The sequence below is a fragment of the Burkholderia reimsis genome, from assembly GCF_003294055.1.
In the GTDB taxonomy this organism is placed as follows: domain Bacteria; phylum Pseudomonadota; class Gammaproteobacteria; order Burkholderiales; family Burkholderiaceae; genus Burkholderia; species Burkholderia cepacia.
The window spans coordinates 1-21,947 of record NZ_QMFZ01000065.1; the positions used below are offsets into that span (position 1 = coordinate 1).

General features: G+C 66.6%; 19 protein-coding genes and 1 pseudogene. 14 read left to right on the forward strand and 6 right to left on the reverse strand.

Annotated elements, in window-relative coordinates; genetic code table 11:
• The 3 genes from DPV79_RS39110 to DPV79_RS39120 all read left to right on the forward strand — a co-directional run.
• Positions 1–467, forward strand: a 467-nt coding sequence (locus DPV79_RS39110) for an efflux RND transporter periplasmic adaptor subunit (RefSeq protein WP_113047940.1), incomplete at its 5' end; no start/stop codon positions are given.
• A gap of 15 nt (positions 468–482) precedes the next feature.
• Complete coding sequence (locus DPV79_RS39115) at positions 483–3,674, forward strand: efflux RND transporter permease subunit (protein WP_113047941.1); 3,192 nt, start codon at positions 483–485, stop codon at positions 3,672–3,674.
• Between the two features lie 2 nt (positions 3,675–3,676).
• Entirely contained in the window at positions 3,677–5,209 is a 1,533-nt protein-coding gene (locus tag DPV79_RS39120) for an efflux transporter outer membrane subunit (RefSeq protein WP_113047942.1), read from the forward strand.
• Between the two features lie 133 nt (positions 5,210–5,342).
• On the opposite strand, the gene DPV79_RS39125 is transcribed toward DPV79_RS39120, so the two are convergent.
• The 3 genes from DPV79_RS39125 to DPV79_RS39135 all read right to left on the reverse strand — a co-directional run bounded on the left by DPV79_RS39125 (position 5,343) and on the right by DPV79_RS39135 (position 7,969).
• Positions 5,343–6,056 (reverse strand): dienelactone hydrolase family protein, encoded by a 714-nt coding sequence (locus DPV79_RS39125; protein ID WP_059552675.1) that lies wholly within the window; start codon positions 6,054–6,056, stop codon positions 5,343–5,345.
• A gap of 316 nt (positions 6,057–6,372) precedes the next feature.
• Positions 6,373–6,684, reverse strand: coding sequence for a DUF4148 domain-containing protein (locus DPV79_RS39130; RefSeq protein ID WP_011349305.1), 312 nt, complete (start codon positions 6,682–6,684; stop codon positions 6,373–6,375).
• A gap of 319 nt (positions 6,685–7,003) precedes the next feature.
• Positions 7,004–7,969: a GlxA family transcriptional regulator gene (locus DPV79_RS39135; protein WP_048028157.1), complete on the reverse strand. Its 966-nt coding sequence runs from the start codon at positions 7,967–7,969 to the stop codon at positions 7,004–7,006.
• Between the two features lie 214 nt (positions 7,970–8,183).
• Between DPV79_RS39135 and DPV79_RS39140 the strand changes: the two genes are divergently transcribed.
• The 4 genes and pseudogenes from DPV79_RS39140 (at position 8,184) to DPV79_RS39160 (ending at position 10,960) form a co-directional block, all read left to right on the forward strand.
• Positions 8,184–8,825 (forward strand): HD domain-containing protein, encoded by a 642-nt coding sequence (locus tag DPV79_RS39140; RefSeq protein ID WP_059487785.1) that lies wholly within the window; start codon positions 8,184–8,186, stop codon positions 8,823–8,825.
• Between the two features lie 85 nt (positions 8,826–8,910).
• Positions 8,911–9,086, forward strand: a pseudogene (locus tag DPV79_RS39145) (catalase); the annotation flags it as partial.
• A 942-nt stretch (positions 9,087–10,028) separates the two neighbouring features.
• The gene (parS, locus tag DPV79_RS39155; RefSeq protein WP_006480981.1) at positions 10,029–10,484 is read left to right on the forward strand and encodes a type II RES/Xre toxin-antitoxin system antitoxin; all 456 of its coding nucleotides are present in this window, start codon (positions 10,029–10,031) and stop codon (positions 10,482–10,484) included.
• Positions 10,481–10,960 carry an RES family NAD+ phosphorylase gene (locus tag DPV79_RS39160; RefSeq protein ID WP_027792217.1) on the forward strand — a complete coding sequence of 160 codons (480 nt, stop codon included), beginning with the start codon at positions 10,481–10,483 and terminating at the stop codon, positions 10,958–10,960. The genes parS and DPV79_RS39160 overlap by 4 nt, the downstream gene beginning before the upstream one ends.
• Before the next feature lie 37 nt (positions 10,961–10,997).
• Here the strand turns inward: DPV79_RS39160 and DPV79_RS39165 are convergent, their stop codons facing one another.
• The 3 genes from DPV79_RS39165 to DPV79_RS39175 all read right to left on the reverse strand — a co-directional run bounded on the left by DPV79_RS39165 (position 10,998) and on the right by DPV79_RS39175 (position 14,811).
• Positions 10,998–11,936, reverse strand: a complete 939-nt coding sequence (locus DPV79_RS39165; protein WP_113047943.1) for a site-specific integrase — start codon at positions 11,934–11,936, stop codon at positions 10,998–11,000.
• 329 nt (positions 11,937–12,265) lie between these two features.
• Positions 12,266–13,627: a uracil-xanthine permease family protein gene (locus DPV79_RS39170; RefSeq protein WP_113047944.1), complete on the reverse strand. Its 1,362-nt coding sequence runs from the start codon at positions 13,625–13,627 to the stop codon at positions 12,266–12,268.
• A gap of 59 nt (positions 13,628–13,686) precedes the next feature.
• Entirely contained in the window at positions 13,687–14,811 is a 1,125-nt protein-coding gene (locus DPV79_RS39175; RefSeq protein ID WP_113047945.1) for an aryl-sulfate sulfotransferase, read from the reverse strand.
• A gap of 102 nt (positions 14,812–14,913) precedes the next feature.
• Between DPV79_RS39175 and DPV79_RS39180 the strand changes: the two genes are divergently transcribed.
• The 7 genes from DPV79_RS39180 (at position 14,914) to DPV79_RS39210 (ending at position 21,905) form a co-directional block, all read left to right on the forward strand.
• Positions 14,914–15,870, forward strand: a complete 957-nt coding sequence (locus DPV79_RS39180) for a LysR family transcriptional regulator (RefSeq protein WP_060377181.1) — start codon at positions 14,914–14,916, stop codon at positions 15,868–15,870.
• Between the two features lie 224 nt (positions 15,871–16,094).
• Positions 16,095–18,083, forward strand: a complete 1,989-nt coding sequence (locus DPV79_RS39185) for a gamma-glutamyltransferase family protein (RefSeq protein WP_113047946.1) — start codon at positions 16,095–16,097, stop codon at positions 18,081–18,083.
• An 82-nt stretch (positions 18,084–18,165) separates the two neighbouring features.
• A complete protein-coding gene (locus DPV79_RS39190; RefSeq protein ID WP_244321888.1) occupies positions 18,166–18,531 on the forward strand; it encodes a hypothetical protein in 366 nt (121 codons plus the stop codon).
• A gap of 329 nt (positions 18,532–18,860) precedes the next feature.
• A complete protein-coding gene (locus DPV79_RS39195; RefSeq protein ID WP_113047947.1) occupies positions 18,861–19,403 on the forward strand; it encodes a hypothetical protein in 543 nt (180 codons plus the stop codon).
• A gap of 374 nt (positions 19,404–19,777) precedes the next feature.
• Entirely contained in the window at positions 19,778–20,548 is a 771-nt protein-coding gene (locus DPV79_RS39200; RefSeq protein WP_113047948.1) for a hypothetical protein, read from the forward strand.
• A 145-nt stretch (positions 20,549–20,693) separates the two neighbouring features.
• Complete coding sequence (locus DPV79_RS39205) at positions 20,694–21,284, forward strand: hypothetical protein (protein ID WP_060088572.1); 591 nt, start codon at positions 20,694–20,696, stop codon at positions 21,282–21,284.
• Positions 21,285–21,362: 78 nt separating this feature from the next.
• Positions 21,363–21,905 (forward strand): CbrC family protein, encoded by a 543-nt coding sequence (locus DPV79_RS39210; protein ID WP_113047949.1) that lies wholly within the window; start codon positions 21,363–21,365, stop codon positions 21,903–21,905.
• Positions 21,906–21,947: the final 42 nt, after the last annotated feature.

A 21,947-nucleotide genomic window follows, 5' to 3' on the forward strand; every position in this document is an offset into this window, starting at 1 on the left:
CGGTCGACCAGACCACCGGCTCGGTGACAATCCGCGCGGTCTTCCCGAACCCGGGCAAGGTGCTGCTGCCGGGCATGTTCGTGCGTGCACGGATCGAGGAAGGCGTGAACGAGAACGCGTTCCTGGTACCGCAGATCGGCGTCACGCACGACCAGAAGGGCCAGGCGATCGCGATGGTGGTGAACGCCAGCAACAAGGTCGAGCCGCGTCCGCTGAAGACGACGGGCATGCAGGGCCCGAACTGGGTGGTCGAAGGCGGTCTGCAAGCGGGTGATCACGTGATCGTGCAGGGCGTCGACAAGGTGCGCCCGGGTGCGACCGTGAAGACGGTCCCCGCCCAGCTCGCACCGGCGCCGGACGCCGCGTCCGGCACACCGGCAAGCGCCGCGAATGCGTCCGGCGCCGCGCCGGCGAGCACCGCCGCCAATGCTGCCGCGAGTTCGACCGCTGCGTCGTCCGCGCAATAACAAGGAGTCCGTTTCATGGCCAAGTTTTTTATCGATCGCCCGATCTTCGCGTGGGTGATCGCGATCGTGCTGATGCTGGCCGGCGTCGCATCGATCTTCAAGATGCCGATCGCGCAGTATCCGACGATCGCACCGCCGACGATCCAGATCCAGGCGAACTATCCGGGCGCTTCCGCGAAGACGGTGGAAGACACGGTGACGCAGGTGATCGAGCAGCAGATGAGCGGTCTCGACAACTTCCTGTACATGTCGTCGACCAGTGACGACTCGGGCAACGCGACGATCACGCTGACCTTCTCGCCGGGCACGAATCCGGACGTCGCGCAGGTGCAGGTGCAGAACAAGCTGTCGCTCGCGACACCGAACCTGCCGCAGGTCGTGCAGCAACTCGGCATGCAGGTCACGAAGTCGAGCAGCAACTGGCTGATGTGGTTCGCGTTCAACTCCGAGGACGGCAGCATGTCGAAGGAGGACCTGACGAACTACGTGGCGTCGCACGTGCTCGATCCGCTCAGCCGCGTGAACGGCGTCGGCCAGACGCTGCTGCTCGGTTCGCAGTTCTCGATGCGCATCTGGCTCGATCCCGTCAAGCTGACCAACTACAGCCTCACGCCGACCGACGTGTCGGCGGCGATCTCGCAGCAGAACGTGCAGATCGCGGGCGGCCAGATCGGCGGCACGCCGGCGAAGCCGGGCACCCTGCTGCAGGCGACAATCACCGAATCGACGCTGCTGCGCACGCCCGAGCAGTTCGGCAACATCCTGCTGAAGGTCAACCAGGACGGTTCGCAGGTTCGCCTGAAGGACGTCGGCCGCGCGGCGCTCGGTTCGGAGAACTACACGTTCGACACGAAGTACATGGGGCAGCCGACGGCCGGTCTCGGCATCCAGCTCGCGACGGGCGCGAACGCGCTCGCGACCGCGACGGCGCTGCGGGCCAAGGTCCAGGAGCTGTCGAAGTACTTCCCGCACGGCCTCGTCGTCCACTATCCGTACGACACGACGCCGTTCGTGCGCTTGTCGATCGAGGAAGTGGTCAAGACGCTGCTCGAAGGCATCGTGCTCGTGTTCCTCGTGATGTACCTGTTCCTGCAGAACCTGCGGGCGACGATCATCCCGACGATCGCGGTGCCGGTCGTGCTGCTCGGCACGTTCGCGATCATGGGCCTCGCCGGCTTCTCGATCAATACGCTGTCGATGTTCGGCCTCGTGCTCGCGATCGGCCTGCTGGTCGACGATGCGATCGTGGTGGTGGAGAACGTCGAGCGCGTGATGGCGGAGGAGGGCCTGTCGCCGAAGGAGGCGACCAGGAAGGCGATGGGCCAGATCACCGGCGCACTCGTCGGCGTGGCGCTGGTGCTGTCGGCGGTGTTCGTGCCGGTGGCGTTCTCGGGCGGTTCGGTCGGCGCAATTTATCGCCAGTTCTCGCTGACGATCGTGTCGGCGATGGTGCTGTCGGTGCTCGTCGCGTTGATCCTGACGCCGGCACTGTGCGCGACGATCCTCAAGCCGGTCCCGCAAGGGCATCACGAAGAGAAGAAGGGCTTCTTCGGCTGGTTCAACCGTACCTTCGACCGCAGCCGCGATCGTTATACGGGCGGCGTGAACCACGTGATCCGGCGCTCGGGGCGCTGGCTCGTGATCTACCTGGCCGTGTTCATCGCGGTCGGCGTGATGTTCGTGCGCCTGCCGAAGTCGTTCCTGCCCGATGAAGACCAGGGCTACATGTTCATGATCGTGCAGACGCCGTCCGGTTCCACGCAGGAAACGACCGGCAAGACGCTCGACAACATCAACACGTACCTGACCACGACCGAGAAGGATGTGGTCGACTCGGTGTTCACGGTCAACGGCTTCAGCTTCGCGGGCCGCGGCCAGAACGCGGGCCTCGTGTTCGTGAAGCTGAAACCGTACGAGCATCGCCAGCGCTCCGACCAGAAGGTGCAGGCGCTGATCGGCCGGACCTTCGCGCACTACTCGCAGTACAAGGACGCGATGGTGATCCCGTTCAACCCGCCGTCGATTCCCGAACTCGGTACGGCTGCCGGCTTCGACTTCGAGCTGACGGACAACGCCGGTCTCGGCCACGAGGCACTGATGGCCGCGCGCGGCCAGTTGCTCGGAATGGCCGCGAAGGATCCCACGCTGGCGCTCGTGCGCCCGAACGGCCTGAACGATACGCCGCAGTACACGGTCGACATCGACCGCGAGAAGGCGAACGCGCTCGGCGTGACGGCTGCGGCGATCGACCAGACGTTCTCGATCGCGTGGGCGTCGCAGTACGTGAACAACTTCCTGGATACGGATGGCCGGATCAAGAAGGTGTACGTGCAGGCGGATGCGCCGTTCCGGATGACGCCGGAAGACATGAACATCTGGTACGTGCGCAACAGCACCGGTGGCATGGTGCCGTTCAGCGCGTTCTCGACCGGCCACTGGAGCTATGGGTCGCCGAAGCTCGAACGCTACAACGGCGTATCGTCGATCGAGATCCAGGGGCAGGCTGCGGAGGGCAAGTCGACCGGCCAGGCGATGGCCTCGATGGAAGCGCTCGCGAGCAAGCTGCCGGAAGGTATCGGCTACTCGTGGACCGGCCTGTCGTTCCAGGAAATCCAGTCCGGCTCGCAGGCGCCGATCCTGTACGCGATCTCGATCCTCGTCGTGTTCCTGTGTCTCGCGGCACTGTATGAAAGCTGGTCGATCCCGTTCTCGGTGATCATGGTGGTGCCGCTCGGCGTGGTCGGCGCGCTGCTCGCGACGATGCTGCGCGGCCTCGAGAACGACGTGTTCTTCCAGGTCGGGCTGCTGACTACCGTGGGCCTGTCCGCGAAGAACGCGATCCTGATCGTCGAGTTCGCACGCGAGTTGCAGGCGAACGAGAACATGGGGCCGGTGCGCGCGGCGATCGAGGCGGCACGCCTGCGGCTGCGTCCGATCCTGATGACGTCGCTCGCATTCATGCTCGGCGTGCTGCCCCTTGCGATCAGCAACGGCGCGGGTTCGGCGAGCCAGCATGCAATCGGCACGGGCGTGATCGGCGGGATGATCACGGCGACGTTCCTCGCGATTTTCATGATCCCGATGTTCTTCGTGCGGGTTCGCGCGATCTTCAGCGGCGAGACGGAAAACGTCGACGATGCCTGGCGTCTCGTGCAGGGCGACCTGCAGCGCGGTCACGGCGACGCACACGATTCGAAGGGGCAGTAACGATGCAAAAACATGCTTTGACTGCAAGTGCGGTTGCGATGGCTGCCGCGCTGTTCGCTGCGGGCTGCACGATGGCGCCGCATTACAAGCGGCCCGACGCGCCCGTCGCGCAGGCGTACCCGGCCGGCGGCGTCTATGCGACGCAGCCGGGTGCGGCCGGCGCGCGCAGCGCGAACGGCCAGGCAGCGACCGCCATCGGCTGGCGCGAGTTCTTCGTCGATCCGCGCCTGCAGCGGCTGATCGAGATCGCGCTGAAAAACAACCGCGACCTGCGCGTGTCGGTGCTGAACATCGAGGCGGCGCGCGCGCAGTACCAGATCACGCGCGCGGAGCTGTTCCCGACGCTCGACGGCACGGGGACGGGCAGTGTCCAGCGCATTCCGCAGGGCTTGTCGACGACCAATGCGCCGCTGATCTCGCGCAATTACAACGTCGGGCTGTCCGCGTCGTGGGAGCTCGACCTGTTCGGCCGTGTGCAGAGCCTGAAGGACCAGGCGCTCGCGCAGTACCTGTCGACGTCGTATGCACGGCAGGCATTCGAGATATCGCTGGTGTCGCAGGTGGCCGATCAATACCTGACGCTGCTGTCGACCGACGACCTGCTGAAGGTCACGGAGGACACGCTGAAGTCCGCTCAGGCGCAGTACGACCTGACCAAGCTGCGGTTCGACAACGGCACGGGCTCCGAGCTCGAGCTGCGTCAGGCGCAGACGGTGGTCGAGCAGGCGCTGTCGAGCCAGCAGCAGCAGGCGCGTGCGCGTGCGCAGGCACTGAACATGCTGGTGCAACTGATCGGCGAGCCGCTGCCGGACGATCTGCCGGCGGGCATGCCGCTCGACGCGCAGAACCTGCTGACGGACGTGCCGGCCGGGTTGCCGTCGGATCTGCTGACGCGTCGTCCGGACGTGATGCAGGCCGAGCAGACGCTGCTGGCCGCGAACGCGAACATCGGTGCGGCACGCGCGGCGTTCTTCCCGCGCATCTCGCTGACGGGCGCGTTCGGCACCGGCAGCCCGACGCTGGGCGGCCTGTTCAAGGCCGGCACGGCGGCGTGGTCGTTCGCGCCGCAGATCACGATGCCGATCTTCGAGGGCGGGCAGAACATCGCGAACCTGAACCTCGCGAACGTGCAGAAGCGCATCGAGATCGCGAACTACGAGAAGGCGATCCAGTCGGCATTCCGCGAAGTGGCGGATGGTCTGGCCGCACGCGGCACGTACGACCAGCAGATCGCGGCGCTCGAGCGCAACGAGCACGCACAGCAGCGACGTTTCGACCTGTCGGACCTGCGTTACAAGAACGGTGTCGACAGCTACCTGTCGGTGCTGACCGCGCAGACGGATCTGTACTCGGCACAGCAGACGCTGATCAACGCACGACTGGCGCGCTGGACGAATCTGGTCGACCTGTACCGCGCACTGGGCGGCGGGTGGATCCAGCGGGCCGGCGAGACGCCGCGCGCGCCGGATGCGCCGGTCGACTACGACAAGGCGGCCGCTCCGGCGCCTGCGTCGGCAGCGGCGACGAACGGGTAAGTGAAAGGCGGGGCAGGAGCGGGCAACCGCTTCTGCCTGCCGAACCGGCGAGATGCAAAAGCGAAAACGCCACGGATGAAAATCCGTGGCGTTTTCTTATTGCTCGGCTGTTCACATCCGAAGCGATGTTGCGCTACGCCTGCTTTGTCCAAAGCGTGCGGCCGAAGAACGTCAGCGTGCGATCCCATGCCATTTGCGACCACACCGGATCGAACTGCGTGCCGGCGATACGGCCGGGGCCGACGGCCGTTTCGTTGGCGAACGCATGATGCGCGAGATAACGATGGAATTCGAAACCGACCTTCGCGTCGGTCAGCTTCTTCTCGAGCGCATCGACCTGGTCGATCGCGAAGAACGCATCCTGCGTGGCCCAGTGGCCCATCAGCGGCACCTTGAGCTTCGCCGGATCGAGGTAGTCGAGCGGCGGGAAGCCGTACCACGTGACGCCCGCGTCCGCATCGGCGAACTGCAGCGACAGCAGCGTGAGTGCGCCGCCCATGCAGTAACCCGTTACCGCGACACGCGACGCAAGCGTCTTCAGATAGGTCACGGCGCCCGGAATGTCCTGCGAGGCCGCGTCGCCGAAATCGAGCCCGGTCATCAGGTGGTGCGCTTCTTCTTCCTCGACCGTCGACTTGCCGCGATACAGGTCGGGCACGAGCGCGAAGTAGCCGCAGCGCGCGAGGCGATCCGCGACACCGCGGATCTGGTCGTTCAGCCCCCACCATTCCTGGATGACGACGACCGCGGGCGCGCCTTCGGTCTTTGCCGGCGTGGCGAGATAGCCCTGCAGTTCCTGGCCGTCCGGGCGTTGAAACGTGATCATGGAACCGGATGTTTGAGACATGAAACCGCTCCTTTTCGAAAAATGCGATGAGTGCGGCATCGGGGCCGGCCTGCGGCGCGGCGACGATCGGGCAAGCCGGGCGTCGTGGTTTCCGCTCGCGTTCGTTTCGGCCGGCGCCGACCACGCGGCCATTCTATGCGCAAACACCGGCTGCCTGCGTGAACGGCACGGCGTTCGCAAGATCGCGTGCGATGGGGGGCGATCCGTGCCTGGAACGGATGACCGAAAAAGCAACACCCCGCCCCGTTGGAACGGGAGCGGGGTGTTGTGCGGTGTGCCGCGCGCGTATCGGAATACGCCGGCGCGTGACGGGCGCTTACTGGCCGAAATACACGGAGTCGCGGCCGTCCTGCTTGACCGCGATCGCGCGGCCGGCACGCACACCAGCGGCGGCTTGCGCGCCGTAGCCGGTTTCATCGGCGTTCGTCACACGGGCCTGTGCGGTCTGCAGCGCGCGCGGGTAATACTGATCGGAGACTTCGGGCTTGTAGCCGGCCTGTTCGAGCTGGACGAGTTCCGCGCGTACCTGGGCACGCGTCAGTTGGCCCGACGGATTCGACTGTGCGAATGCGCCGTACGAGGCGGACAGGGCGGTTGCGGCGACGACAGCGTAGATGAACGACTTCATGATGACCTCCGGTTTCATTGATTTCGCGCTTCGCTTGTTGCGTTCAGCGGTTGATTGCATCGTAGCGATCGCGTTACCGGTCGGAAATACGCGTTCCAGCGAATAATTATTGCAACTGGGTAAACGATCCGAACGGGCGAGTATTTCGTCTGACGATTGCGAGCCTGTCCGGCGCTTGATCTGGACCACGGGCGAGGCCGTCAATGGAGCGATGTCGTCGATCGGCAAGTGGCCGGACAACGATGAATAAATGGTATTCCGAAGTGTTCGAGTGGGGCTGACGATATCATCGTTCGTGTCGTATCGCGTGCGTACCGTGTCACTCGGCCAGGACTGCCTGCCGTTTCCGGTATTCGGCAGGTGTGATGCCGACGTGCCGGGTGAAAGACCGCCTGAGCGTATCGACATTCGCGAAGCCGCATTTCGCGGCGACCTGTTTCGGCGTGTCGTGGCCATTCTCGAGCAGGTGGCGGGCTGCCGAAATGCGGGTCGCCTCGACCCATGCGGCAGGCGTCATGCCGACTTCCGCGCGGAACAGCCGCGCGAAGTGGCGCGGGCTCATGCCCGCATGCTTCGCCATCTCCGCCACCGAGTGCTCGAGTTCCGGATTGGCCGCGATCCAGCGCTGGACCTCCTGCAGCACCGAACGCCCGGCGGGGCGCGCCTCGCCCTTGCGGCTGAACTGGAGTTGCCCGCCCGGTCGCTTGAAGAACATGACCAGTTGCGCGGCGACGCGCCGCGCGATCTCGCGGCCGAGATCTTCCTCGACCAGCGCGAGCGCGAGATCGAGCCCGGCCGTCACGCCGGCGCCGGTGCGCAGCTTGCCGTCGCGCACGTACAGTGCATCCGCGTCGACGGCGAGCGACGGATAGGCTTCGGCAAGCGCGTCCGCGGCAGCCCAGTGCGTGGTCAGGTGACGCCCTTTCAGCAGGCCGGTGGCCGCGAGGATGAACGCGCCGGTGCAGATCGAGCCGTAGCGCTTGCTCTGCACGGCCGCCGCTCGCAGCCACGCGAGCACGTCGGTGCGCAGTGCGATCCGGCCGGCGCTCGGCGCGCCGGCGACCAGCAGCGTGTCGATGCGCTCGGGAATGTCGGGAACGATCCAGTCGGGCAGCAGCTGCGCGCCGGACGAACTGCGGATCGGGCCGGACTCGCCCGCAATGATCCGCAACGTATAGAACGGTTTCCCGCATTCGGCGTTCGCTTGCGCGAAGACGTCGAGCGGTGCGGAGACATCGAGCAGTTGAACGCCCGGAACGGCGAAGATTCCCACGACCTTCGGCATGATCGATTGCGTGTTGTTTCGAACGTGACGGGTAGCAGTATAGAGGGGCCAGCGATGCACGGAGCGCGCGGCGGAGCCTGTTTCCGGCGTTCTTCCTGCCGTGCGGGCACCGTGTCCGTCTGTCGCGCAAAATGGCAGGATTTGACGCAATACGTCTATTGAAGACGGCTATCGGGCTCCGGAGAATCAAGGGTGTTTTCAATGGAGGTCGATCATGACTGAGAACGTTGCAGGCATCACCATTCCCGATAGCCAGCTGACGCGCGAGATCACCGAACTCGTGCGCGATACCGCGTCGCCGTTGCTGTTCCATCATTCCAGCCGCGTCTTCTATTTCGCTGCGCTTGCGGGCCAGCGGCGCGGTCTGAAATACGATCCCGAGTTGCTCTACTGCGGCTGCATGTTTCATGACATGGGGCTCACGCACAAACACAGCAGCGCGTGCGAGCGGTTCGAGGTGGACGGCGCCAACGCCGCCCGCGATTTCCTGACGGGCAAGGGCATCTCGCAGCAGGATATCGATGTCGTATGGACTTCGATCGCACTGCATACGACGCCGGGCATCCCGCAGCACATGCATCCGGTGATCGCGCTCGTGACCGCGGGCGTCGAGATGGACGTCCTGGGCCTGACGTATCCGGAATACAGCGACGTCGAACGCGAGGCCGTCGTCCGTGCACATCCGCGTACGCCGCACTTCAAGGAAGACATCATCCAGGCGTTCTACGACGGGATCAGGCACAAGCCCGACACGACGTTCGGCAACGTGAAGGCCGACGTGCTCGCCGACAAGGATCCGCATTTCCGTGCCGGCAACTTCTGCAGCGTGATCCGGTCGTCCGCGTGGGCGGGCTGATTGTTCACGGTATGGCGCACGACCTCGGCTGCTGAACGGAGATCGTGCGCGCCTCGCGATTCGCACATTGTTCAGGAGTGCGATCATGTTGGACCGGTCGAACGATCGAAAGCTGATCGGAGCGAACGGCGCGCCGGTCGAAGATGACGTCAACATCCAGACGGTCGGCCCGCGCGGCCCCGCGCTGTTGCAGGACGTCTGGCTGATCGCGAAGTGATTCCGGAGCGGCGCACGCGTGCGAATGATGTCGGATCGCACGGCATGGGCTGTGGCGCATGGCATTCGCCGATAAACGAGGGCGAAAACCTTCACGGCAATCGGCTGGCGGTGGTGGTGGCGCGGTTTCCGACGTTCACCGGTGAACTTGGTGTGTGGCCGACTCTGTTGGTCAGCACCACGCGTCGGATTTTCGGGGAGTCGCGGAACATCCTCCACGACAAGTCGGCAACTGTGTGAAGGCTGGATCGACATACGGCGTGGACATCATGGCGACATGGGGCGGCTTGTGGTGTCGTCGAAGCAAGCCGGGCGGTACGGCGACACGGCATCGCTGTATCACCAGCGGAAAGGTAGCCGTGTATGGGAGCGCGATTCGTTGCGCTGCCGGAATTTCGACCCATACGAGTGTTTCGATGGCGCCCACACCTCACGACATCTCCGACAGCCCGGTGTCGATGTGTGCTCGACACTGTTCGACGATGCCTGCAAGGGGGAGGCCGAATGGCCGACGAGGTCTCGCACCGGGTGTTCATGACCGACGACGGGAAACGTGCGGTGTGGGAACGCATCCGGCGCGAGGCGCGGCGATGTGTTTCCGTCGTGACGAACGGTGAATTGCCAGGAGCGGCGTTCCGAGTGCCAGGGATCGGGGGCCGCGCTTGACGAAATCTCTGCGTCCTTGGCGAACCTCCCGGCCTTGTCAGGAAGAATGGGCGGCGGAGCGGGAGCGGATGAAATCAGTAAAGATGTTGTTACGTGACAACCACGTGATATTTCCCGGACTTTATATACTGAACAAGTGCTTTCCGTCACCCTGGCGAATCTTCGATTCGCCCCCCAGTAACGTGCCTCCAGCCAGGTGGGTCATGTTCGCGCCCGCCTTTGCAGACGCCCTGACCTCCACCACAGCCACACTCTCCATCCACCTTCCGCCAGTTCCCGGCAAAACGCCTATAATGATTGGGCAAATTGCCTGGAGAAATCATGAGCACCATTGCTTTTCATCCTTCGGGCGTCGCGCATCCGCGTCAGGCCGAATTCACGATTCTCGAACAACTGCTGGCGATCCGAGTCCGATCGGGGGCCGATCTTGCCGAGCTGGCGAGCGCGCGCGTCGACGTCTCGGTGATCGACCGGCTGTCCGAGCGCGGGCTGAAATCGGACGAACTGGCCTTCATCATTCCGCGCCGCACGCTGAGCCATCGCCGCCAGGCGCACGAACGCCTGTCGCCCGAGGAATCCGACAAGGCGATCCGTCTCGCGCGCATCGTCGCGCAGGCAACGGCCACGTTCGGCGACCAGGACAAGGCGATGGCGTGGCTGCGCAACGGGCTCCAGCGCTTCGGCGGCCGCACGTCGCTCGACATGGCGAGCACCGAGCATGGTGCGCGACTCGTCGAGGAAGCCCTCACGCAGATCGACGAGGGGTATTTCGCTTGACGACGCTGTGGCGGATCAGCAATTTCGCCGACCTGAAAGGCATCGGTGGGTTGCGCGCCGGCGGGCGCTGGCATTTCGCCGGGCAGCCCGTCGTGTATCTCGCCGAGCATCCGGCGCTCGCGCTGCTCGAGACGCTCGTTCATTTCGAGATCGCCACGGTCGCGCAATTGCCGAGCGGGTACCAGTTGCTTCGCATCGAGGTAGCCGATTCGGTCGATATCGCCGAAATCGCGGAGGGTGACGCGCCGGACGACTGGCGATCCAACGTCGACTGGACCCGCAGCGCCGGTACCGAGTGGCTGCACACGCAGCCGAGCGCGCTGCTGCGCGTGCCGAGCGTCGTCGTGCCGCACGCGCACAACTTCCTGCTGAATCCACTGCATCCGGCTGCTTCCGAGGCCCGTATTGCCGAAGTGATGCAATCACCATACGACACCCGGATTCTGCGGCTGGTCCAGTCGAAGCCGGGTGAATAGGGAGCCGGACGACTCGGAGTCTGCGCCGGACGCGGGATCAGCGCTCGTGTGCGGCGCGATCCGCTGCCGCATCGGGCGATAGCGTCTGCCGGATGCGCGTGACCGTTCGCGCACTGACGAGACCGAGCATCGTACTGACTTCGGCATGTGCATGACCGGCAAGCAACTGGCGGCGCGCAACCGTATTGCGCAGCACGCGCGGGCTCATGTCCGCCGCATGGAAGCCGATCGCGCTCAGCGCGTCGCGCACCACGAGCAGCAGGAACATGTCGTTCATCGCGCCACCGCCGCGCGGTGCGGGAAACAGCAACGCGGATGCCGGCGCGTCGCCCGAGCGCGCACGCCATGCGGCGAGCGGTGCCAGTGCAAATTCGGCGAGCGCGATCCGGCGCGCCGGCCGCGCCCGATCGCGCGGCACGGATAGTGCCGGCGGCCGCGCGTCGAGATCCAGCGCGTCGTGCGTCGTCGCACGTATCTCCGCCGAAGTGATGCCGCTCCCGAGCAGCAGCGCGACGATCGCGCGATTCCGGCAATCGGCCGGCGTGTCGTCCGGTCGAGGCTGCACGTGGTGCTGAAGCGCCGCGTCGGCATCGGGCGGCAGGTAGCACGGCTCGGGCTCGCCGTCCGGCCATGCGAGATCACGCGTCGTCCGGCCGGCCGGATGAATCGTGCGCACGCCGGCCTCGACCAGATGCCGGCCCAGCCGGTCGATCAGCTTCGCGTAGCGCACGCGAGTCGACGTGCCGGGCGCACAGGTGTGCTCGAGTTCCGCCAGGAAGGCCGCGACGTGGTCGGGCCCGAACGTGGCCAGCGACACGCGGTGCGCAATCAGATGACGCAGGAACCGTTCGAACATCGCGACGTGCTGCACGACCGAACGCGGCGCGAACGGCCGGCGGTCGGCACCGGTCGCGGCGGTTTCCTGCCATGCCCGGAAGGCGCCGACGGGGTCGTGGATCCAGCGATTCGTGTCCATGCACGATTTATAGCCGGAACGCGGAGGCTCCGGCAATCGGTCAGATGGCCAGTCCGACGCACCCGGTGCGTCAGTGCGCGGGACGTGCGTCGACGATGCAGTCGTTGTGCAGGGCCAGGCAAGCGAGCAGCCGCGTGTTGAAGAAACGGAGTGCGTCCGGTACCCAGTTCCATCGCGTCGGGGGTCGCATCCGAATCATCCGTGGCTGACCGACATGAGCCCGGCGTGTGAGAAAGCTGGGTGTCGGGCCGGCGATCGCAAACGAACCGGCGGCTCGGCGTGCGATGTGGCTGGCATGCGGCACCGCGCAACGTCACCAGCCGCCACCATCAACCGTCGCGCGAAGGCGAAGAAGCCGCAACCGCTGTCGCGCTTGCCTGTCCACTGAGCCGCGCAAATGCGGCGAACGCCAGTTGCGTCGCGATGGCCGCGAGCGTGCCGGCCGCCATGCCGTTGCCGAGCACGATCTGCACGGGTGAGCTGAAATGGCGATACAGGTTCGGCACCAGGATCGGTGCAAGGCCGACGACGAGCGCGGCCGCGAGCGTGTACTGGTTGGCGCGCGCGTGCAGGTCGACGCCGGCGAGCAGCCGGATGCCCATCACGCCGATCATCGCGAACACGACGAGCGCGGTGCCGCCGACCACCGCGGCAGGTATCGCATAAGCGAGCCGCGCGAGCGGCGCGAACAGCGCGATGACGATCAGGATCGCGCCGGCCGCGGCCGTCACGTAGCGCGAGCGCACGCCGGTTGTCTGCACGACGCCGATATTCTCGGCGCTGGTCACGATCAGCGGCGTGCCGAACAGCGCGCCGGCGAGCGACGCCAGCCCATCGCCGCGTATCGTCTTCGGCACGTCGCGCGACAGCGAGATCGGCTTGCCGCACGTTTCGCCGACGGCGACCGTCTGCGCGGTGGCCTCGGCCATCGAGATCGCGGTGAAGATCAGCAGCGGCAGCGCGGCCAGCACGTCGAAGCGCGGCATCCCGAACGGCAGCCATACCGGATGCGTGAACAGCGGGCCGCGCCACACGTCGGCGAGCGCCGGCATCGCATCGAGCGCCCAGCCGAGCGTTGCGCCGGCCATCAGGCCGATCAGCACCGCGAGGCGCCCGAGCGTGCCGCGGAACGCACCCGCGACGACGACCGTGGCGACGATCGTCGCCAGCGCGAGACCGAGCGCGCGCGGCTGCGCGAAGTCGGCCGAACCGGGCTGGCCGACGACGATCGTCGCGTAGATCCGGATCAGGTTGATCGACACGAGCAGCAGCATCGCGCCGACGACGATGCGCGGAAAGAGCCGCAGGCAACGCGTGAAGACGGGCAGCAGCACCCAGTAGAACGCGCTGGCGAGCAGCGCCGCGCCGGCGGCGGTCGGCAGGCCCGATTGCGCGGCAATGCCGGCGAACAGCATCGTCGGTGCGCCGCCGGGCACCATCACGAACGGCATGCGCGCGCCGATCGGGCCGGCGCCGAGCGATTGCAGCAGCGTGCCGATCCCGCAGGCGAAGAACGTCGCGCCGATCAGCTGGACCGTCAGGTCCGCCGGCAGCGCGAGCACTTTTGCGATCAGGAACACGGCCGTGATCGGGGACGCGGCCATCGACAGCACGTGCTGCAGCCCGAACAGCGCGAGCTGCCACGCGGGCAGCCGTGCGTCGACGGGCGTTGGGATCGGATCGTGCGACACGGCAGGCCCCTCGGAAGCGAACGGCGACGAGCGCCGGAAACCGGCGGTAAACGGCAAGGTCAGGCCCGCAGCCAGGGCAGTTGCGCGGCGCTGTAGCGGAACGTCTGGAACACGCTGTTGAGCTGTCCCGGCCCGGTCTTGCGCGCGGCTTCGTCCGGGTATTCGGCGAACCACGGAATCACGTATTCCCAGACGACCTCGCCGGCGGGCGTCACTTCGAACAGGCGGCCAGTCGACGATTCGGTGACGTGCGTGTTGCCGTTCGGCAAGCGCTGCGCGTTGCCCATGAACGGCGTGTAGAACAGGTTCACGACGTCGTCCGCATACGACCACACGACGCGCTGCGTCGCCGGATCGATCTCGACGACGCGCGAGAACACGACGTGTGCGCCGTGGCGGAAATTGCCGTTGTCGAACGCGAGGATGTTGCCGTTCGCGAGCGGCACCGGCGCGTGCTGGTGCGACACGACGTCGGGCCCGATCCGCAGGTTGACGCGGCCGGTTTCGCGGTTCACGCCGATGATGCCCGACGTCGTGCGCAGGCTCATCAGCACGCGGCCGTTCGCGTCGACCGCGAGGCCGTTGACGAGCGGCCAGTGATAGCGCCCGAAGCCCGCCGCGATCGGGAAATCCTCGGGTCGCAGGTGTTCGCGCGCACGCCATTCCCACACGATCTCCCCGGCTCGGTTCACTTCGCGGATCACGTCCGCATACATCACTTCGTCGTCGCCGTGCGGCGTGCCGCCCGGCACGCGCCGCGCGAACGCGGCGTCGACCGGTTCGCACGCGGCGTACAGCAGGTTGCCGTTCGGCAGCCACTGCGCGTCGTGATGATGCGCGGGGTCCTCGTAGCGCCACACAGTTTCGCCTTGCGGCGTGACTTCGTAGAAGTCGCCGCCATGCCACATCGACCACGGCGCATAGCGCGATTCGGAGTGCGGATGATTGCCGTTGTAGCCGAGGTTGCCGTTCGCGAGGATGACCGCATGGCGGCCGGGGCGCACGGGCATCTTCCACTGGTGCGCGACTTCACCGTCGATGCCGACGAGATAGACGTTGCCGTCGGCCGTCTGCGGCGCGATGAGCGTATAGCCGCCCGCGGACAGTGCGGGATCGTGGGCGATGAGGCCGACGCCACGGCGGCGCTGGGTAATCTGGTCGACGGTTGTCACTGCGCTCTCCATTCGAATCGGACACGGGGATGCAGCGCAATCTAGACGATCCGGGCGATCAGTAAAATCGGATTATTCTTGACGGCCTGTTCGGAAAAAACTAACGGATCACTCATGCGTTCGATATCGCAGGCATTCCGCTGTTTCGACGAAGTCGCGCGACGCGGCTCGATTCGCAAGGCGGCCGACGCGCTGCACCTGACCGCCGCGGCGGTGCACCAGCAGATCCGCAATCTCGAGGAGCAGGTCGGCGTGCCGCTGTTCGACCGGCTGCCGCGCGGCATGCAGCTGACGCTTGCCGGCGAGATCGTGATCGCGGCCGTGCGGCGCGGCCAGCGCGACTTCGACAACGCGCTCACGCAGGTCGAGGACCTGCGCGCGCTGCGGCGTGGCCACGTGAACCTGGCGGTGCCCGCATCGACCGCGGAAAAGCTCGTGCCCGACGCGATCCTCGCCGCGATGCAGCGCTATCCGGGCGTCACGTACAGCGTGCGCTCGGGAAACGGCGAAAGCATCGTGCGCTGGGTCGAGACGGGCGAGGCCGACATCGGCTATGCGTTGCGCCGGCGCACGTCGGCGGGCGTCGTCGAGGTGCGGGCGTTCGCCCAGCCGCTGGGTGTCGTCACGACGCCCGGCCATCCGCTCGCGGCGTCAGGCGGAAAGGTGCGGATGCGCGACTGCTTCGCGTATCCGCTGATCCTGATGACACCCGACACGGAACTGCGCGCGATGTTCGACCAGATCGATGCGCGGCAGCCGCGCAGCGTGCGGCCGCTGGTCGAGACGGGTTCGGTGCCGATGGTGCGGCGCCTCGCGGCCGAAGGCGCGGGCGTCGGCTTCCTGATCGCCGAGAACGTCGCGGACGACGTGGCTGCCGGCCGGCTCGCGTGGACGCCGCTTGCCGATGCGGGCGCGCGCTCGTTCAGCTGCATCTACCAACGGGCGGACATGAGCGCGACTGTCGCCATGACGATGTTCCTCGAGTTCTTCTCCGATGCGATCGAAGCGATGGAACACGGTTTCGCGCAGGACGGCCGGACGGCCGGCAAGCGCCGCCGGGCAGCGCGATAACGACAGCGGCCACGCGAGCGCATCGCACTGCGATGCAGTGCAACACGCGTACCCGCGCGCGTGCGGTCGTGACGTTGTGCGTGCAACGTCCGACTGCATTACTTCATTCCCTTATTGCGGAAAAAAAATTGTTCATGGGACTATCGAACGCGTTGTCGGCGCACCGAGGGGGTCGCAGGCAGCGTGATGTCCCTCGCAACGACTGACAAGAACATCGGCAGACAATGAACAGAACAGCGATCTTTCCGTATGCGTCCGCGTTGCTCGCGGCCGCCATGATGTCGGCCTGCGGCGGCAACGACATCGAAACCGACGCGGGCGCTACGACGACACCCACGGCCGACACGAGTTGTCTCGCAATCGACAACAGCGGCTCGACTGTCGTGGTCGGGTCGAACCAGCCGGGCGACCCGTCACTGCCGGAAGCGTCGTCCGGTTATCGCACCGGGATGAAGCCCGTCCATGCGAAAACGTATCTGGTCGCCACGTCGAACGCCTACGCGAGCGCGGCCGGTTGCGCGGTGCTGAAGAAAGGCGGCACGGCCGCCGACGCGGCGGTCGCCGTGCAGGCCGTGCTCGGGCTGACCGTGCCCGAAGCGACGGGCCTCGGCTCGGGCGGTGTGCTGCTCTACTACGATGCGCGGGGCAAGACGCTGCAGGCGTATGACGGCCGGGAAACCGCGCCGGCCGCCGCGACGGAGAACTACCTGCGCTATGTCGACGATGCGACCGACCACTCCGCGCCGCTGCCGAATGCGCGTGCGAGCGGCCGCTCGATCGGCACGATCGGTGTGCCGAGGCTCATCGAGGCGCTGCAGCAGGATCACGGCCGGCTGCCGTGGCAGAACCTGTTCGGCGATGCGATCACGCTCGCGACCAACGGCTTCCCGATCGGCGGCCGGCTCGCCGACGCGATCGCGGCGAACGCCGCGAACCTGAAGCGCGACCCCGAGGCCGCCGCGTATTTCCTGAACGCCGACGGTTCGCCGAAGACGCTCGGCACCGTGCTGAAGAATCCGGCGTATGCGCGCACGCTGACGCTGATGGCGCAGTCGGGGGCGAACGCGCTGTACACGGGGCAGATCGCGCAGGACATCGTCGCGAAGATCGCCACGACGAAGGGCGCCGATGGCTCGACGCTCACGCCGGGCAAGACGACCGTCGCGGATCTGGCTGCCTACCAGGCGAAGCGCCGCGACCCGGTGTGCACGACCTATCGCAGCTACTGGGTGTGCGGGATGCCGCCGCCGTCGTCGGGCGGCATCGCGGTCGCGTCGGCACTCGGCATTCTCGAGAACTACGACCTGAAGTCGCTGAAGCCGACGGCGATCGATCTCGAAGGCGGCAAGCCGACCGTCGCGGGCGTGCACCTGATCACCGAGGCCGAGCGGCTCGCGTATGCCGACCGCGACAAGTACGTGGCCGACACGGATTTCGTGCCGCTGCCGGGCGGCACGTGGAATACGCTGCTGAACAAGCCGTACCTGAAATCGCGTGCGGCGCTGATCGACCCGGCCAAGAGCATGGGGACCGCGCAGCCGGGCAATCTCGGTGCGGTGCCGCTCGGGGTCGACACGACGTTGATCGAGCACGGCACGAACCAGTTCACGATCGTCGACGGCGACGGCAACGTGCTGAGCGCGACGACCACGGTCGAGTCGAGCATGGGCTCGTTCCACATGACCAACGGCTTCCTGCTGAACAACCAGTTGACCGATTTTTCCGCGAACCCGGTCGACAGTTCGGGCAATCCGGTGGCCAACCGCCTGCAGCCGGGCAAGCGGCCGCGCAGTTCGATGGCGCCGACGATCGTGTTCGGCCAGGCCGCGGACGGCTCGCGCGGGGACTTCGTGATGGCGACCGGTTCACCGGGCGGCGGCACGATTCCGCAATACGTGGTCAAGACGCTCGTCGGCGCGCTCGACTGGGGCCTCGATGCGCAGCAGTCCGCGGGGCTCGTCGACTTCGGCGCGAGCAACAGCCCGACGACCACGATCGGCGGCGAGCATCCGAACGTCAACACGGCGAACAACGGGGCGAACGATCCGCTGATCACGGGGCTGCTCGAGCTCGGGCACAAGGTGTCGACGTCCGCGCAGGCGAGCGGCGTCAACACGGTGATGCGCGTGACGGTCGGCCAGTCGCCCGCGTTGCAGGGCGGCACCGATCCGCGGCGTGAAGGCGTCGTGCTCGGCGATACGTTCCGGCCATAATCGGACGGTACGCGTGCGGCCCCGATCTGCCCGTATTGGCCGACGGGCGATCGGGGCCGTGCATCGTGAAGGAACCGCAATGATGCATGCGCATCTGCTTGAAATGGACGCCATCCTGTCGGCGCCGGGCTTTTTCGATTTCCTCGCCGACCTGGATTGCGACCGCGCGCTGGACAGTCGCGACGCCGAGCCGTTCGACGCGCAGTGGATGGCGTCGTTCGACGAAATCGACGGTGATCCGGGCGCAGCGCTCGACCGGCCGGCCGTGGATGCGCTGAGGGAAAAGGCTTTCAAGCTCGCGTTCGGCGCGTCGGGGCATGCCGGCGTGGCGGCGTGCGTGTCCGACGACATCGAGCTGATCGCGAGGAGCCGGTTGTCAGGCCGCACCGACGGCTGGCCGACGAGCGTCCTTTGGAGTGCTTATAGAAGCGGCCGGTTTCCCTGCTAGCCGTTTCCGGTCGCTTCCGGCCGTTTCGCCTGTCTGGTTCCGATCCGTGGCGATCGGCCTTGTCTCCGTCGCGGAATGCGCCGCGCGACACGCCTCCAGCTTTTCCCTGTCCGCCGGACTACACCGTCCCGATCCCGCTGCAATCGCCCGATTGTCAAACTGTGTGAATCAATCGTCAGCATTTGCAACCGAAGTAACAGTCCCCGCAAATCAATCGTTTTGCACGATCGCGCCGCTACATTAGCTCCACCTGCCGCACGTCGCGGCGAGGCATGCGACAAGCCGCACGAAGGCGGCCCGCAGCAACAACGTCTTTGGGGAGAATGACCATGAACAAGATCCGTACGATTCTGGTGGGTGCTGCACTGACGGCAGCGGCGACTTCGGCTGCGTTCGCACAGACGGCGCAAACCGGCGCCCAGGGTTCCGCGGGTGTCGGCGCGCAGGTTCAGACGCCGCTGCTCGGCGGTGGCGTGGGTGTGCAGGCCGGCGCCGGCGCGAACGCGGCAGGCTCGGGTTCGGGCGCGGGCAACGTCGTCGGCGGCGCGCTGAACGGCGTCGGCAAGACGGTCGGCGGCGTGGGCTCGGCGGCCGGCAACGCGGTGGGCGGTGCGACGCATGCGGTCGGTTCGGCAGCGGGCACGGCGAAGGATGCCGCCGCATCGGCCGTCCACTCGACGAAATCGCACGTGAAGCATGTCGCGGGCACGGCGAAGAACCACGCGCAAGGCGCGGTGTCGACGGCAGGCGATGTCGCCGGCGGCGCGAAGGCGAAGGCCGGTGAGGCGCTCGAAGGTGCGACGAACGCGGTGCAGGGCGGCGCATCGGTCGGTGTGAAGGGTTCGGCGTCCGCGCAAGGCGGCGCGCTGTAAGCGTCACGCTTCCCGTCAAGGCCCGGCCCGCTTCGATGCGGGCCGGGCTTTTCTATTGGCGCGTTCGGCGCGCCGTTCAACGCATCCTCGATACGGCGATGCGTCGACGTTCGCCACCGATCCGGCGCGCGCCCCGTATGCACGCCTTTGCGTGGGGCCGCCGGCACGTGCCCGCAACGGGCGGTGTGCGCGCCCCCTGCCCATTGCCCGCCCGCCATGCTTAAATAGCGGGGCTCCCGATCGCCGGGCCGCCGGGATCGCGGTGCCGGCCGACACGGGCCAGCATGTCCGATCGACATCGTGACGACAGACGACACCAAAACGCCGTTCCGGCCAGTCCGGCGCGGCCCGATAACATTCCGAGGCCTCACGTCATGACCATCCTGTTCCGTCTTCTCGCGCTCGCCTGTGCGCTCTGGCTGGCCGCCTGCGCAGCGCCGCCCCCGCCGTCCGCCAGCACCGCTGCGTCCGCCGCCGCGCCGGATGCCAGCGAACGCCGCGGGCTCGGCACCGCGTGGGGCGAGTCGGTGCGATCCGAAACCCGCCAGGTCGATTTCGAACGCGCGGATCCGGCGAAGCCGACGGATCTCGCGTCGGTCTATTACAACGATGCGTTGCCCGGACATCCGCCCGCGTCCCAGGTTCGCCGGTTGCCGACCCGCGTCGCGCTCGCCAACGGCGACATCGCGCTGTCGTTTACGGACGAAAATGGGGCGCCGCTGCGTCTTGCGCGCAGCAACGGCCGCTGGCACATGGCGGGCGTCGAAGGTTCGCGCTACATGATCGTGCTGCGCAACCAGGGGCGCCGTACGTTCGAAGTCGTGTCGACCGTCGACGGGCTCGACGTGCTGTCGGGGCGGCCGGGCAGCTACACGAATGGCGGTTACGTGCTGTATCCGGGCCGCACGCTGACGATCGAGGGCTTCCGCAAGAGCCGCGACGAAGTCGCCGCGTTCCGCTTCGCGGCGGTGCCCGACAGCTACGTCGCGAACTCGAAGTACGGCGATTCGGCGAACGTCGGCGTGATCGGCGTCGCGCTGTTCGCGCAGAAGGAGAATGAAGAGGAAGCGCTGCGCCGCAACGCGAATCCGTTCCCCGGCAATGACAACGGCTATGCTCCGCCGCCGGTGCCGCGCGGCGAGTGACGTTGCGTTGTGGATCGGCCGCGCACGTCGCGGCGAACGATGCACGCGCGGCGATCCTGGGTCGCCGCGGCCCGAGCGGCATGCCGGCGCATGCGACGGAATTCACGACGGTCCTGCTCGATTCTTGCGAGCATGGATCGGCCCGATGAGATCGTCGATTGCATTGAAGCTCGCGGCGCTGGCGCTGCTGGCCTCGAATGCCGCCGTCGCATTCGCCGAAACGCCGGCGCCGGAATCGGTGCGGCTCGCCAACGGTCACCAGATCGAATGGGCGAGCCCGAGGCTGTTCGAAGTCGATGCGGTCCGTCACACGAAATCGGCACTGATCGTGCCGGCTGCGCTGCGCCGTGCATTGGCCGAGGCATCGAGCGTTGCGTTCCCGTCGGGCCGTTCGAAGCGGATCGACGGCAACGACTATCTGCTGGTCGTCGTCAATCGCTCGTCGAGCAGCCGTCCGACCGGATATTGCGGCGCGGGCGAAGAAGGGTCGCTATACGTGCTGGAGCTGCGCGGCACCCGTGCGGTGCCACGTTTCTCGCTGCCGGTCCAAAGCTGTCTCGATTCCGTTTCTCTCGAAACCGACGGTGGAACTCAGTCGCCTTACCTGGCGATCGCGTGGCGCGACGATCCGGCCGCCATCGACATCCGGTGGGAATATGTCGCGCACGGCGGCGCGCTGCATCGCGTTTATCGTTTCGTGAACGGCACGTTTGTCGAGACCGAGGTACCGCAGTAACACGGTCATTCCGTGGCACGATGGCGATTCGAATTCGCATCGCGTGCTTTCCTCCCTTCCGGCTCCACGGAGAGCGTCATGTCGTTACCCGCTTTCAGGTACCATCCCGACCCGCTGGCAACGGGCAGCGTGATCCGCTCCGACGCGCGCTGCGTGTGTTGCGGCGATGCACGTGGTTACGTCTACGCCGGCCCCGTGTATGCGGTCGACGAGTATGAGAATTGCATCTGCCCATGGTGCATCGCCGACGGTTCGGCGCACGCGCGGCTCGGCGCAACCTTCACCGACACGGACGGCATCGGCGGCGGCGAATGGGACGAAGTGCCCGACGCGGTCGTCAGCGAAATCGCTTGTCGCACGCCGGGCTTTCAGGGTTGGCAGCAGGAGCGGTGGTGGACGCATTGCGGCGATGCCGCGCAGTTCATCGGCCGTGCGGGTGCCGGAGAACTGCGCGCGCTCGGCCCGCAGGCAGTCGCGTCGATTCGGGAATCGACCGGACTCGACGAGGGCGCGGACTGGGAGCATTTCCTTGCCGCACTCGACAAGGACGGTTCACCGACCGCGTATATGTTCCGCTGTATCCGTTGCGGCGAACCCGGCGGCTACCAGGATTGCGACTGATGGCCCGGCTCACGGCATCGCGCGGCGATCGCCGGCTTTATC

Coding starts and splice junctions, on each gene's coding strand:
- DPV79_RS39115 (WP_113047941.1), top strand. CDS start 483: ATGGCCAAGTTTTTTATCGATCGCCCGATCTTCGCGTGGGTGATCGCG.
- DPV79_RS39120 (WP_113047942.1), top strand. CDS start 3,677: ATGCAAAAACATGCTTTGACTGCAAGTGCGGTTGCGATGGCTGCCGCG.
- DPV79_RS39125 (WP_059552675.1), bottom strand. CDS start 6,056: ATGTCTCAAACATCCGGTTCCATGATCACGTTTCAACGCCCGGACGGC.
- DPV79_RS39130 (WP_011349305.1), bottom strand. CDS start 6,684: ATGAAGTCGTTCATCTACGCTGTCGTCGCCGCAACCGCCCTGTCCGCC.
- DPV79_RS39135 (WP_048028157.1), bottom strand. CDS start 7,969: ATGCCGAAGGTCGTGGGAATCTTCGCCGTTCCGGGCGTTCAACTGCTC.
- DPV79_RS39140 (WP_059487785.1), top strand. CDS start 8,184: ATGACTGAGAACGTTGCAGGCATCACCATTCCCGATAGCCAGCTGACG.
- parS (WP_006480981.1), top strand. CDS start 10,029: ATGAGCACCATTGCTTTTCATCCTTCGGGCGTCGCGCATCCGCGTCAG.
- DPV79_RS39165 (WP_113047943.1), bottom strand. CDS start 11,936: ATGGACACGAATCGCTGGATCCACGACCCCGTCGGCGCCTTCCGGGCA.
- DPV79_RS39175 (WP_113047945.1), bottom strand. CDS start 14,811: ATGGAGAGCGCAGTGACAACCGTCGACCAGATTACCCAGCGCCGCCGT.
- DPV79_RS39180 (WP_060377181.1), top strand. CDS start 14,914: ATGCGTTCGATATCGCAGGCATTCCGCTGTTTCGACGAAGTCGCGCGA.
- DPV79_RS39185 (WP_113047946.1), top strand. CDS start 16,095: ATGAACAGAACAGCGATCTTTCCGTATGCGTCCGCGTTGCTCGCGGCC.
- DPV79_RS39190 (WP_244321888.1), top strand. CDS start 18,166: ATGCATGCGCATCTGCTTGAAATGGACGCCATCCTGTCGGCGCCGGGC.
- DPV79_RS39195 (WP_113047947.1), top strand. CDS start 18,861: ATGAACAAGATCCGTACGATTCTGGTGGGTGCTGCACTGACGGCAGCG.
- DPV79_RS39200 (WP_113047948.1), top strand. CDS start 19,778: ATGACCATCCTGTTCCGTCTTCTCGCGCTCGCCTGTGCGCTCTGGCTG.
- DPV79_RS39205 (WP_060088572.1), top strand. CDS start 20,694: ATGAGATCGTCGATTGCATTGAAGCTCGCGGCGCTGGCGCTGCTGGCC.
- DPV79_RS39210 (WP_113047949.1), top strand. CDS start 21,363: ATGTCGTTACCCGCTTTCAGGTACCATCCCGACCCGCTGGCAACGGGC.